Raw genomic sequence first — 12601 nt, forward strand, 5'->3', positions numbered from 1 at the left:
CCCTCAGATCTTCTGTTCGATCTTGTCGATCGTTACGACCAGCACCCGGGTGACCCACGGGAACTCGGCCTGCTTGGCGTCGAAGTCCGGGCCTTGATCGATGAACGCCCCGGTGCCGTAGACGTAAAACCCGGCGCCAGGACCCACCGTGCCGATCACCGCTTTGCTGCCGAAAGTCACGACCAGCTGATCATCTGTCGGCAGGTCCCCTTCAATGCTGTGCATCCCGGCCGCCGGGATCAACAGCTTGCCGTCTTGAACGGTCACGTAGGACATCCACGTGCTCACGACACTGGCGGGATGCGCGTTGACGGTGACGATCGTGACAGGGCCCTCGTGTTGCAGGACTTCTAGAAATTTTTCATTCATAGTGCGCCCTCCTATCCTTGATTGATCTGACTTTACCACAGACTGGCCAGTCGTGCCTAGCGGATATTCCCCTCGGATCTATCCTCGGGCCACGGCTTGGAGCGGTGCCCCGATCACCTCGGTGTGCCCGTCTTCGAAGGCGAAAACGGCGCCCAGGTGCGTCGAATCATCCAACCAGCCGGGCAACGGCGCCCCCGCGAAAAACAGGCGCTTAGCCTCCAGCTCGCCTTGGATCGAATCGCGGGTAAACACGGTGACGCCCGCCAACGCGGTCTGCAAGGGGGCGCCTGTCCGCGGGTCCATCAGGTGGTGATACTTCTTACCGTCTTGGACCAAGTACCGCTCGTAGATCCCGCTGGTGACCGCCGAACATGCCGGCAACACAGTGGTGCCGAGGTCCTCGTGGCGCGCCCGCCCAGGGTCCTGCACGCCGATCACCCAGCGGCCATCGGCACGCCGGGGCGACGCGCCCACGAACAGCAGATTGCCTCCGAGGTCGATGATGCCTGCCGCCACGCCGTATGCGCCCCACAGCGTGCGGATCTGATCGGCGATGAAGCCCTTGGCGATCCCGCCCAAGTCCAGTTCCATCCCGGGGTGGGCCAGCGCGACGGTGTGCGTCACGTCGTCTAGTTGCACCGCTGTCGGGTCGCTCAACGCTAACCGCGCCGCGATCTCACCGTTGCTGGGGACCGCGGCGCCCGCGAAGCCGATCTTCCACAGCTTGACCAGCGGGCCGATCAGGGCGTTGAAGCCGTAATTCGCCCGGCTCGCCGCCACCGCCGTCTGGATCAGCGCATAGGTCGCACTCGACACCGCCACCCCCGCTTGGCCAGCGGCGCGGTTGACCGCCATCACCTCGGAGTCGGGGCGGTTGACAGTCAGCCGGTCCTCCTCACGCTGGATCAAAGCGGCCGCGGCGTCCAGTGCCGCATCATCCTGTTCGCCGAACACGGTCAGGGCGATCCGGGTCCCGAGCGCGCGCAGCGTTTGGCGCCGCGGCGCCGTGACCGTTGCGCCCGGCCAGGCAACGCCCTCGACCGGCGGCGTGCGTCTGTCAGTGGATCCTTGTTGAACCATCGGACATCTCTCCTTCTCACCGCGGTGCGGCGATGATTGACGGTTGCAGGCCCCTACCCGCTCCGCTATCCTGAAGGGGGAGGGATCTGCCATGTTACACACTTATACTGGGAACCAGTCGGTCACATTAGACCTGATGCCGATGCAGGCGGCCGGGACGGCTGCGCGCGTCCCGTTTGCGATCCTGCAGAACCGCGCGGACAGCACGATGCGCTTGCCCGGTCGGCCGGTCACGCTCAAAATCGGCGATATCGCCCTGATCCGGGCCACGGGGCCCGTGTCGCTCGCGCCGCTCACCCCCGCGGCTGCGCTCGACGCGCGCCTGTTTCAGCTGCCGATCGCCTCGGACGCTGGGTTCGGGCCCAATGAGCTGATCAGCTCAATGCTGACCACAATGGACGATGCCCACATCGTGTTTCGGCGGATCGACCACGCGATCACCAACGGCTACTGCGACCAGCTCGCCCGCCTGGCCCAGGCACAGCCGCAAGACGCCTTACTCAGCTACGAGCAAGGAATGCTCGCGCACCTGCTGTTGACGGAGCTGTCCCGCTCGGATATGAACGCGATGATGATCATCGAGTCCGACTTTCCCGAGACCGACCTGCGGCGCACGCCGAAGGCCCGGCAGGCGGGCATCATCCTGAATTACATCATGACCAACATCGCGACCGTCACCCTGCAAGGGACCGCGGCGCATTTTGGCTACGAGCCGAACTATTTCTCACGGCTGTGCCACCAGCTATTCCATAAACCCTTCTCCGAAGAGGTCCGCTTCATCCGGATGAATCAGGCCAAGAAACTGCTTGAGCTGACGCCGCAAAGCGTCAACGACATCGCAGACGCGCTGGGCTACAAGAACCCGGCCAACTTCGGCCATCACTTCAAAGTCTTCACCGGCCAGACCCCCTCTGCGTACCGGCACCACTTGCGCCCAAGCGCGCCGTGACGCATGGGTCACCTAGACAAAACAGCACCCGGGCGCCCACCGTTACCGGCGCCACCCAAGGTGCTGTTGCAAGACGCGTCACCGCTTATTGTTCGGTGTACCAAGAATAGTGGTAGATCCCCTCGCGGTCGGTCCGGCTGTACGTGTGCGCCCCGAAGTAGTCGCGTTGCGCCTGCGTCAGGTTAGCCGGCAGCACCGCCGAGCGGTAGGAATCGTAGTAGCTGATCGCCGCGGAGAAGCCAGGAACTGGCACCCCGGCCTTGACGGCAAAGCCGACGAGGTCGCGAACGCTTTCTTGATAATTCTTCGCGATGTCTTTGAAGTAATCATCCAAGAGCAGGTTCTTCAGTGCCGGGTCCTTGGTGTAGGCATCGGTGATGTTCTGCAGGAACCGCGCGCGAATGATGCAGCCCGCCCGCCAGATCTTGGCGAGCTCTCCGTACTGCAAGTGCCAGTCGTAGTGGTCAGAGGCCACGCGCATCTGCTCGAAGCCTTGGGCGTAGCTCATCAGCTTGGAGAAGTAGAGCGCCTTGCGGATCAGCTCGATCGCTTCGGCCTTGTCGGCGAACTGCACGTTGCCGACCGGCTTCGGCAGCACCTTGCTGGCCGCCACCCGCTCGTCTTTCATCGCAGAGATGTAGCGCGCGTAGACAGACTCGGTGATCACGCTTTGCGGCACACCCAACTCCAGGGCGGACTGTGAGCTCCACTTCCCGGTGCCCTTGTTGCCCGCGGCGTCGAGGATCATGTCGACGATCGGCTTATCACTGCCCAGGTCGTCTTTGCGGGTCAGGATCTCAGCGGTGATGTCGATCAGGTAAGACGACAGCTCGCCTTCACTCCAGTCCTTGAAGACAGCCGCGATCTCGGCGACAGACATGTTGAGCATGTTACGCATCACGTTGTAGGATTCCGCGATCAGCTCCATGTCGCCGTATTCGATCCCGTTGTGGACCATCTTGACATAGTGACCTGCACCGTTAGGGCCGATGTAGGTGACACAAGGCGCCCCGTCTTCGTCGGCCTTGGCCGCGATCTGGTTGAGGATCGGTGCGACCAGATCGTACGCGTCTTTTTGACCCCCTGGCATCAGTGATGGGCCCTGCAGCGCGCCGAGCTCGCCACCGGAGACCCCCATGCCGATGAAGTTGATACCGGACTTGTCCAGCTCAGCGTTGCGGCGCATGGTGTCTTCAAAGAAGGTGTTGCCCCCGTCGATCAGCACGTCCCCTTTGTCCAAAAGCGGCAGTAGCTGTGCGATGACGGCATCCGTCCCGGCACCAGCCTTGACCATCAAGATGATGCGCCGGGGCTTCTCTAGGCTTGCGACAAAGTCCTCGAGCGCATAGCTCGGCACGAGCTTCTTTTCGCTGTGATCCTGCATCACCGCTTCCGTCTTGCTCCCGGTGCGGTTATAGATCGCGACGGTGTAGCCGCGGCTTTCGATATTCAGCGCCAGGTTCTTGCCCATGACGGCCATGCCGATGACGCCGATTTGTGGTTTGTCCATGTGTTTCCCTCCCGTGATGCGCTTGCATCGACTCTTGTTCGGGTGCGTGCACCCGCTCGTTGCTAATATTAGCAAATTCGAAAGTGTTTTAAAAGTTTACTGGTCATCCGGCTCATCCGGGAACAGTGCCTTGAGCTTGGCGAACTCGGGATTGCCGGCCTCGCTCTGGCTGGCCGAATAATCGTCCTCACTGATCACCGTCCAGTCCTTTCCGGCTGGCATCGTGCCGTCGGCGGCTTCCGCCGGCGTCAGGATCTGCATCGGGATGCTGAGCAGGATGTGGTCGGCGACTGCTGGACCCAAGTCGATGACGTCGTCTTCGATATCGATCAGCAGCTGCCCGTCTTCGTACTTGGCCTTATCCGTCGTCGGACTGACGTAGATCTCGCTGAAGGTGAAATTGACCGGCCAGTCGACCGGCTGGAGGCTGCGCGTCGACGGGACCACGAGCTGCCCGCCCAACGTCACGCTGGCGACAAAATCGCCATCAACAAAGCGGATGGTGCCGGTGACCGTGATCGGACTGACGTCTAGGATCTCTGGGTCGCGCGCCATCAGGTCGGCCTTGAGGGCCAGCGTCTCCTGAAAGTGCAGCGGCTCACTGCGGTGTTTGATCAAATCTTGTGTGCTCCACTTAAGCATGTGTATCCTCCGTGGCATCCGGCATCAGTGGCCGCTGCCCAAAATTCTGTTCAACGTGTGTCAACGTCGTAATCAACCGGTCAGCGCGATGCTGCCAGTACAGCAGCCCGCCCGGCGCCAGCATCGGCAGGCTGACCTTCGTGACCAGCGGTAAGCCGACGTGTTGCTTGACTTCGTGCAGATAAGCGCGACCGGCGGCGGTGAAGCCCAGCACCTGCAAGTAACGGTGCGCATGGGCCGCGGCCATCGCCGCATCGGTCAGATTCAGCACTGTGTACAGCGCCAGCCGCCGCATCCGCGCGTAGGTGTAACGCTTGGATTTGATCGCCGCCATGAAGGCTGGCCAATCCGCCGCCTGGTCCACCTGCTGGGTCAGCCGGTACTCCAGCCCCTCCGTCATCGTGTAGATCGTGCGTAGCGCCGCGAGGTCCGCGGTCTGCAGCCGGTAGCGCAGCAGCGGGTAGAGATCGGCCCACGACTGGTGTCGCGCCGCCTTGAGCCCGGTAGCCATCACCGGCGGGACCTGGTCACCAACGGCTTCGCCGCGGGCCAGTGCCGCACGGATCGCACTGGCGCTGGCCGGGGCGTGCGCCGAGGCGGCCGGGGCGTCATGGGGCGCCCCCACCCGTGCGAACGGCACGAGCGTCATCGGACTGCCTTGCGCCAGCACTGCCTGCGCGTAGCTCATCCCCAGCAACAGGTTCGGCTGCGTGAAGCTGACACCGGCGGCCTGTTGGTAGTACTGGTTCAGCTGGGTGGCATAGGTCTGGGTGAAGTCGGTGAACGCCGCGCGATCGGGCGCCGTGTGTGCCAGCGTCTTGGCCAGCGCCAGGTAATCAAGCGCTGGCGCTTCAGTGCCAAAGGCCAGCGCGTCGACCCCCAGCGCCGTCAACAGCGCAACGCCGCCAGTGGCGAACGGGCCGGCCGCCTGCACCGCGTCGGTCACCGGCAGCTCGACGACCAAGTCGGCGCCGGCTGCTAGCGCCGCGCGCGCACGGACCCACTTGGTCACCAAGGCCGGCTCGCCGCGTTGGACGAAGTTGCCGGCCATCACGACCACGACGACATCGGCGTTGGCGCGCTGACGTGCTTGCGCGAGTGCGTAAGCATGCCCGTTATGCAGCGGATTGAACTCCGCGATCATCCCGACTGCGCGCAAGGCGCCACCTCCTACTCTGACTTTTTGGCGTGGAAGAACCAGCGCGTGCTCGTCGGGGTCACCGGTCCGCGCCCGAAGTCTGCGGTCACCTCAATGTCCTGGAACCCGGCGGCGACCAGGGCCCGCTTAAAATCGGCGACCGGATACGTCCGCTCGTGGTGTGTTTCGATCAGCGGGTGGTACGCATCGAGCTTGGCGTCGTAGACGAAGAAGGTCAAGTCGTGCTCGACACTGTGCGCCACATCGCCTTCGTAGCTGCTCCAAAGAAACGCGTAGTCTTCCGTCTGGTAGTTGTACATGTAGCCGGGAAAAACATCGTCCATCTGGTGCAGCGAATGGGCGTCGAACATGAAGTCACCGCCCGGCGGCAGAACACTGGCGACCTGCGTGAACACCGTCTGCACGGCGGTCAGGTCCTGCATGTAGCAGATCGAATCATCGAAGCAGGTCACAACGTCATACGTCGGCATCTCGCTCAGATCCCGCATGTCCCCGAGGATCAGCGGGATGTCGCGGTGGGCAGCGTCGATCTTCTGCTCCGCCAGCGCCAGCATATCCCCGGACAGATCGAAGTCCGTCACGGCAAACCCGGCATCATCGAGAAGCAGCGCCAGGCTGCCCGAGCCACCGGCCAGCTCCAGCACCGGCTGGTGGGCGGGCGTCACGCGCGCCAGCACATAGTCGCGCCAGTCGGCGTACAGGCTGTCGTCCATCAGGGTGTCGTACACCTGCGCGAAGGTCGAGTAGATCATGCCTCTGTCAACCATGCGGAGACGTCGACCAGCGGTGCCTGGGCCCAGAGCTTCTCCAGGTTATAAAACGCGCGCTCTTCCGGCACGAAGATGTGGACGACCACGTCGCCAAAATCCATCAGCATCCAGCGGCTGCCTTTTTTGCCTTCGATGCGCGGCGTCGGGCCGCCAGCTTCTTCGACCTTGTCTTCGATCGCATCGACCAGGGCCTGCACTTGGCGGTCCGAGCCACCGTTCATGATCACAAAGTAATCCGCCAGAAGGCTCACGTCGCGCATATCCAGCGCCACGATGTCGTCAGCGCGCTTATCATCGGCGGTCCGGACCGCCAGTTCTAGTAAGGTTTGTGCGTCCAAAAAATTCTCTCCTTTGAGGTCACGCGCGCGTGGTCACGAACGCGTTATATGTCAGCAGTGTCTTCGGGTAAACGACCCAGCGCTTCTCGATCAGGTAGACCAGCGTGTTCTCCAGTTCGATGCGCGTCGCCTCGTCAAGGTCGGTGGCTGCGGCGTCGCGAGCCTTCGCTTCGATCGGCAGGTCGCGCGCCGGCTCGATGAAGTCGGCGACAAAAATGATCTGATCCAGCACGCTCATGTCCGGGTCACCCGTCGTGTGACGTTCGATCGCCTGCAAGACGAGCTTATCGGTGATGCCGACTTCTTGCTGGATGAACCACGTGCCGACCAGCCCGTGCCAGATCCCGCGGTTGTATGCGAGCAGGTCCTGATCGAACCCGTTGCGCACGATGGTCTCGCGGTACGTCGCATTGGGGATCTGTTTGGCGTAGTCGTGCAGCAGTCCGGCCAGCCCAGCGCGATCAACGTCGGCACCAAACCGCGTCGCCAATTGCCGCGCCGTCTCCTCGACGCGCAGGCAGTGGGCGTAACGAGCGTCATCTAGCCGGTTGTGCAAGTGGTTCAGCAGCTCGGCGCGGCTCATGCCGTGCGTCAGCGCCGCCGGGTATTCAATCGTTATCAAGGTATAACCCTTCCTTTGTGATATAATCGCGCACCGCATCCGGGACCAGGTAGCGAATGCTCTGGTCGGTACGGATACGCTCGCGCAGCTGAGTCGAGCTGATGTCGATCATTGGGGCGTCGACCCAGAGAATCGGGTACGGGCTCGTCGGCATGTACCCGCGGCGCTTGACACCGACGAAGGTGACCAGCTTGACGAGGTCTGCGATCCGGTGCCACTTGGGCAGGTAAGCGACCATGTCCGCCCCGATGATGAAGTAGTACTCGGTGTCCGGGTGCAACTGCTTCAGCCCCAGCATCGTGTCGTACGTGTAGCTGACCCCGCCGCGGTGGATCTCAGTCAGCTCGAGACCAAAGCGTGGGTTCCCTTGGATCGCCAGTTGCAGCATCGCCACGCGGTCTTTCGCCGCGATCGCCCCTTTGGCGTCGACATGCGGCGGCTGGTTGTCCGGCATGAACAGGATCTGGTTCAGCCCCAATTGCGTCCCGACCGCCTCGGCCATGATCAGATGCCCGTTGTGAACGGGATTGAACGTGCCACCGAACAGGCCGATCTGGCGCCGACGGGGGCCCAAGAGCTGCTCACGCGCGGCCTCTGTGATGACGGGATGCGTCAGCGTCTTCACTTGCGTCATCGCGGCCACCCTACAGCTTGGCGATGGCCGCCGAGAGCTGGCGGTTCTCCGCCTTGGACGCTTCGCGGTAGACGAGCAGGGTGCGCCCGATCGTCTGCGCGACTTCAAGCCCCGGCACTTCATTGGTCAGGTACGCTCCGACCGCTTTGGGGGTCTCTTCTGCCGCGGGCAGCAGGCTGATCTTGACCAGCTCGCGCTTATCGACGGCTTGGAAGACGCCGGCGACGAACGTGTCGCTCAGCCCGTTTTTGCCCAAGTTGATCAGGGGCTTCATCGTCATCCCCTGGCTTCTCAAGTAACGTTTTTGTTTGCCTGTCAGCATTAAGTTGTTCTCCTTTGTGAGTCAGATCAGCGCCTTGCGCATCAGGACATCGACACCTTGCGGGGCCCAGCCGGCCACCGTGCTGCCTGCCGGCACGACCACCCAACCCAGCCCGGCGAAGACCAGGTCGGACTTCTCCTTAGGCGTGAATTCGAAGCGGACCAGCGGTGGGAACTCGGCTTCCGGGCGCGGTGGCGCCAGCAGCCCCCCCTTGTGTTTGGCGTAAAAAGCGTCGGCGTTGCCCAACTTCGTGCGGTGCAACAGGAGCTGGTTGTCGCAGTAGAAGGTGAAGCCGCGCTTGGGCCCGCGCAGGTAATCAAAGCGCGCCAAGCCGGCTAGGAACACCGTCTGCTCCGGGTTGAGCTGGAACACCGTCGGGCGGATCGGCTTGGTCGGTGCGACCAGGTTCAGGTCCTTCGGGTCGATGTAATGTGCCATCTGGTTGCGGTGAATGATTCCTGGCGTGTCGATCAGGAAGTGGCCGTCGTCCAGCGGGATCTGAATGCGATCCAGCGTGGTGCCCGGGAAGCGGGAGGTCGTGATCAGGTCCTGCACGCCGGTCAGCTGCTTGATGATCCGGTTGATCAACGTCGACTTGCCGGTATTCGTCACGCCGACGACGAAGACATCTCGCCCTTGACGGTAGTCCTCGATCGCCGCCATCAACTCGTCCAGCGCAACGCCCTTCTTGGCGCTGGTCAGCAGCGTGCGGACCGGCCGCAGCCCCTGCGCGTGCGCGGCCTGGGTCAACCAAGTGGTCACCCGCCGTTGGTTGATCGACTTCGGCAGCACGTCGGCCTTGTTGCCGACCAGGATCACAGGGTTATCACCGACGAAGCGGTGCAGGCCCGGGATCACGCTTCCGTTGAAGTCGAAGATGTCCACCACGTTGACGATTAGCGCGTTGCTTTCGCCCAGCGCGTTGAGCAGCCGGAGAAAATCATCGTCGGTCAGGTCGACGTCTGCGACCTCGTTGTAGTGACGCAGACGGAAGCACCGCTGGCAGTACAGCTCCCCTTCCGGATCCGCTTTGGCCAGCGTGCTCGCCGGCAGAAAGCCGGCCTTCTTCGGGTCTTCCGTCTGAAGCTTCGCGCCACAGCCGATGCAGTACAACTCTTGGTCAGTCATTCAAGTCCTCCTGATAGTGCAGCGGCTTCATCGCGCGCAGCACGAAGCCTTCAAAGAAGCGGTTGATCCGCGTGTTCCACGCGTCGGATTCGATCAGCGGGCGCACGAGGATCGAGCGGACCCCCGCAGTGTGCGCCGCCGCGATGTCTGTCAGCAGCTGATCGCCGATCATCACGACGTCTGATTTGTTGAGGCCCAGCTGGCGCACCGCGCGATCGATCCCGACCGGGAGCGGCTTCAAGGCGCGGGCCACGAATGGCAAGTCAAGCGTCGCCAGCGCTCGGGCGATCCGCTCGTGCTTATTGTTCGACACCACCATCACGGTGATGCCCGCCGCCTGCATCGTGTGCAGCCAGCGCTTGAGCGCCGGTGTCCCATCGGGGTTGTTCCAGGCGATCAGGGTGTTGTCCAGATCGGTCAGGATCGCTTTGATCCCGTGTTGAGCCAAGCGTTCTGGCGTCAGCGTGTAGATCGCGCTGACCAGCCAGGTCGGGGTAAATACAGACACTCGGGTGCCTCCTTTAATTTTGTTCATACGCAATTCATTATAGCGGATTTGACCCTGCTTTGCACTGCGTATCATTCGCCTTGTCTCCGGCAACGCGTTACCATAGCAGTAGGCCCCTTGGCAGGCCGTGACCCGCGCGGTATACTGATTATTAGTAAGCATCAAAAAGGAGGGCTCGCCATGCTTTTTCACCACGCCTCGCTACTCACCGGTGACCTGACCGCCACCGACGCCTTCTACACCCAGCGGCTCGGCCTGCGCCGGGTCAAAAACAGCGTCAACCAGGAGAACCTGCACATGCGCCACGTCTTCTACGGGGATGCGCTCGGGACCCCTGGGACAGTGATCACCTTCTTCGCGGTGCCGCGCCTCGGGCCCCGCTACGATGGCGCGAACTACATGAGCGGCCTGGGCCTAGCCATCCCCCAAGACAGCGTTGCCTACTGGACTGCGCGCCTTGGTAGCCTGCACGTGGTCGACCCCAACGGTGTGGCGATCCGCCTGATCCCGACCGCCGGCCAAGTCCCCCACCCGGTCGCAGGGCCCGTACCGGCGGCCGCGCAGATCATCGGGCTAGCCGCCAGCCAGCTGTTCGTCGCTCAGCCGACCGCCAGCACGCGCTTTTTTCAGCGCCTGAGCGACTCGGTGCCCAGTGGGCTGACGATCGCCCCGTCCAATTCGACCGCCACCCACCGCTTCGGCCGCGGGAGCATCGATCACCTCGCCTTCACCGTCGCCGATGCGCACGCACTGGATGCGCTCGAGGCGCGCGCGGCGGCAGCCGGTGACCCGATCGAAGAGCGGATCGACCGCGGGTGGTTCGAGTCCCTGTACGTGCGCGACCCTAACGGCAACCGCATCGAGTTCGCGACGCCCACCCCGGGCTTCACCCTCGATGAGCCCGAAGCAACGCTGGGTGAAGACTTCGGGCTGCCGCCGCACCTGGAAGCCCAACGTGCTGCGATCACCGCGTGGTTTGCCGCCCAGGGCGAGGCCCTGACGTGAACGCGCCGGTGCGCTGGGTCCCTGGTACGCCCGGTCAGCCCACACTGGTCCTCCTCCACGGCAGCGGTGGCCGGGCGGACGACCTGCTGCCGATCGGCCGGTTCCTGTGCCCGGGCGCCCCTCAGCTAGCGCTCAGCGGGTGGACGCAAGAGGCGGGGCAGGCCCGCTTCTTCCCGCACGCACCCGGCGGCGGGTTCGCCGAAGCGGCCCTTGATCACGCGGTGGATCGCCTGCTGGCGACGCTGACCCAAGCAGCGGCCGCCCACGACTTGGCCTTAGACCAGATGATCCTCATCGGCTATTCGAACGGGGCCAACCTGATCGCCCATACCCTGCTGACCCGCCCCGTCTCCTTTCGGCGCGCGGTCTTGCTGCATGCCCAGAGCCTCGGGCTGCCTGCGCGGGTGGGGCACCACGCGTCGGCACACGCCTTCGCGAGCTTTGGCACCCACGACCCCCGCGTGTCGGCACCGTCATTCGAGGCGCTAATTGACGCGCTCGACGCCGTCGGGGTCACGGTGACCCCGTTTCGCCACGACCAGTTTCACAACCTGACTGCCGGTGAGCTGAATGCCGCCAAAGCCTGGTTGGCCACCCCTCAAGGAGGTCTCTCATGATCCGATTCGGTTTTGATCAGTTCGGCGGGCCAGACGTCTTCCAGGCGATCGACGCCCCGATCCCGCAACCTAAACCCAACCAAGTTCAGCTGAATGTACTCGGCTTCGGCCTTAACCCTTACGATGCCAGTCTGCGCCGCGGTGAGCAGGCGGCTAACCGCCCACTACCTTGGCCGATTGTGCCGGGGACGGACGTCGTCGGCCGCGTCACGGCAGTCGGCGCAGACGTCTCGACGCTCGCCCCTGGTGACCTCGTGCTCAACTACCGGCCCATCGGCGGCTACAGTGAGACCGTCACCGCCAGCGCGAGCAAAGTCTTCCGCGTACCCGATACCCTGGGCCTCGCCGCGGCGGCCGGCCTACCTAACGCCGCTGTTGCAGCCTACACCGTCATGACCCAACTACTGGCCCTCCCCGCTGGCGCAACGCTGGCGGTGGTCGGCGCCAGCGGCGCGGTCGGGGGACTGATCGTCCAGCTCGCCAAGGCCCAGGGGCTGACCGTCATCGCCACGGCAAGCGCCCGCAACCGCGCAGCCGTGCTGGCACTGGGCGCCGATGAATTCGGCGCCTACGACCAAGAAGACACTGGCACCCACTTCGCCAATCACGCCGATGCTGTCGTCAACGCGGTCAACGGCGGCCAAGACCACGGTGCGGCGGTGCAGATCGTCCGTCCCGGCGGGGTCCTTGTGACCACCGCCTTCGTCGACGTGGACCTGAGCACCAAACCCGACGTGTCACACCGCCAACTCGGGGCTGACCGTCCGGCTAAGGCTGAGGACGCGCTCCCGGCACTCCTCGCACTCCCCGATCTGACCGTTCAGGTCGCGACCACGCTGCCCTTCACCGTCGCCGGCGTCCAACAGGGGCACGCCCTGCTGGACACACACCACGCCGCGGGTAAGCTAGTGGTTATGCGCGAGTGAACCGAAAGACAAAGGCACGATG

16 protein-coding genes are annotated in these 12601 nt (G+C 63.6%); 4 read left to right on the forward strand and 12 right to left on the reverse strand.

The genetic code is table 11. The annotated features are described in order from the left end of the window. Positions 1 to 3 precede the first annotated feature (3 nt). Together HII33_RS10065 and HII33_RS10070 are read right to left on the reverse strand one after the other, a co-directional pair. Complete coding sequence (locus tag HII33_RS10065) at positions 4 to 369, reverse strand: pyridoxamine 5'-phosphate oxidase family protein (protein ID WP_179395662.1); 366 nt, start codon at positions 367 to 369, stop codon at positions 4 to 6. 78 nt (positions 370 to 447) lie between these two features. Next, on the reverse strand, positions 448 to 1449 hold the full coding sequence (locus tag HII33_RS10070; protein ID WP_179395663.1) for an FAD:protein FMN transferase: 1002 nt from the start codon (positions 1447 to 1449) through the stop codon (positions 448 to 450). Between the two features lie 91 nt (positions 1450 to 1540). Here HII33_RS10070 and HII33_RS10075 point away from each other — a divergent pair, with 91 nt between their 5' ends. Beyond that, positions 1541 to 2398 (forward strand): helix-turn-helix transcriptional regulator, encoded by an 858-nt coding sequence (locus tag HII33_RS10075; RefSeq protein WP_179395664.1) that lies wholly within the window; start codon positions 1541 to 1543, stop codon positions 2396 to 2398. Positions 2399 to 2483: 85 nt separating this feature from the next. Here HII33_RS10075 and gndA read toward each other — a convergent pair whose 3' ends face one another. From gndA to HII33_RS10125, 10 genes are all read right to left on the reverse strand, one after another. Further along, positions 2484 to 3908, reverse strand: a complete 1425-nt coding sequence (gene gndA / locus HII33_RS10080) for an NADP-dependent phosphogluconate dehydrogenase (RefSeq protein WP_179395665.1) — start codon at positions 3906 to 3908, stop codon at positions 2484 to 2486. 96 nt (positions 3909 to 4004) lie between these two features. Beyond that, complete coding sequence (locus tag HII33_RS10085) at positions 4005 to 4550, reverse strand: YceD family protein (RefSeq protein ID WP_179395666.1); 546 nt, start codon at positions 4548 to 4550, stop codon at positions 4005 to 4007. Further along, the gene (locus HII33_RS10090; RefSeq protein WP_179395667.1) at positions 4543 to 5709 is read right to left on the reverse strand and encodes a nucleotidyltransferase; all 1167 of its coding nucleotides are present in this window, start codon (positions 5707 to 5709) and stop codon (positions 4543 to 4545) included. The genes HII33_RS10085 and HII33_RS10090 overlap by 8 nt, the downstream gene beginning before the upstream one ends. A gap of 11 nt (positions 5710 to 5720) precedes the next feature. Further along, positions 5721 to 6461, reverse strand: coding sequence for a class I SAM-dependent DNA methyltransferase (locus HII33_RS10095; protein ID WP_179395784.1), 741 nt, complete (start codon positions 6459 to 6461; stop codon positions 5721 to 5723). Then, entirely contained in the window at positions 6458 to 6817 is a 360-nt protein-coding gene (rsfS, locus tag HII33_RS10100) for a ribosome silencing factor (RefSeq protein ID WP_179395668.1), read from the reverse strand. Before rsfS ends, HII33_RS10095 begins: the two co-directional genes overlap by 4 nt. A gap of 19 nt (positions 6818 to 6836) precedes the next feature. Then, a complete protein-coding gene (gene yqeK, locus HII33_RS10105; RefSeq protein WP_425483992.1) occupies positions 6837 to 7400 on the reverse strand; it encodes a bis(5'-nucleosyl)-tetraphosphatase (symmetrical) YqeK in 564 nt (187 codons plus the stop codon). Positions 7401 to 7425: 25 nt separating this feature from the next. Beyond that, entirely contained in the window at positions 7426 to 8073 is a 648-nt protein-coding gene (locus HII33_RS10110; RefSeq protein WP_179395670.1) for a nicotinate-nucleotide adenylyltransferase, read from the reverse strand. A gap of 10 nt (positions 8074 to 8083) precedes the next feature. Further along, complete coding sequence (locus tag HII33_RS10115; protein WP_179395671.1) at positions 8084 to 8395, reverse strand: YhbY family RNA-binding protein; 312 nt, start codon at positions 8393 to 8395, stop codon at positions 8084 to 8086. Between the two features lie 21 nt (positions 8396 to 8416). Then, a complete protein-coding gene (gene yqeH / locus HII33_RS10120; RefSeq protein WP_179395672.1) occupies positions 8417 to 9523 on the reverse strand; it encodes a ribosome biogenesis GTPase YqeH in 1107 nt (368 codons plus the stop codon). Continuing rightward, positions 9516 to 10031 carry a YqeG family HAD IIIA-type phosphatase gene (locus HII33_RS10125; protein WP_179395673.1) on the reverse strand — a complete coding sequence of 172 codons (516 nt, stop codon included), beginning with the start codon at positions 10029 to 10031 and terminating at the stop codon, positions 9516 to 9518. The genes yqeH and HII33_RS10125 overlap by 8 nt, the downstream gene beginning before the upstream one ends. 180 nt (positions 10032 to 10211) lie before the next feature. Here HII33_RS10125 and HII33_RS10130 point away from each other — a divergent pair, with 180 nt between their 5' ends. Genes HII33_RS10130 through HII33_RS10140 form a run of 3 tightly spaced genes read left to right on the forward strand, consistent with a single transcriptional unit; the run spans position 10212 to position 12579 of the window. Next, complete coding sequence (locus HII33_RS10130; RefSeq protein ID WP_179395674.1) at positions 10212 to 11036, forward strand: VOC family protein; 825 nt, start codon at positions 10212 to 10214, stop codon at positions 11034 to 11036. After that, complete coding sequence (locus HII33_RS10135; RefSeq protein ID WP_179395675.1) at positions 11033 to 11653, forward strand: alpha/beta hydrolase; 621 nt, start codon at positions 11033 to 11035, stop codon at positions 11651 to 11653. Before HII33_RS10130 ends, HII33_RS10135 begins: the two co-directional genes overlap by 4 nt. Further along, positions 11650 to 12579 carry an NADP-dependent oxidoreductase gene (locus tag HII33_RS10140; protein WP_179395676.1) on the forward strand — a complete coding sequence of 310 codons (930 nt, stop codon included), beginning with the start codon at positions 11650 to 11652 and terminating at the stop codon, positions 12577 to 12579. The genes HII33_RS10135 and HII33_RS10140 overlap by 4 nt, the downstream gene beginning before the upstream one ends. The last annotated feature ends 22 nt before the right edge of the window (positions 12580 to 12601 follow it).

This window comes from Lacticaseibacillus absianus, assembly GCF_013407595.1.
GTDB lineage: Bacteria > Bacillota > Bacilli > Lactobacillales > Lactobacillaceae > Lacticaseibacillus > Lacticaseibacillus absianus.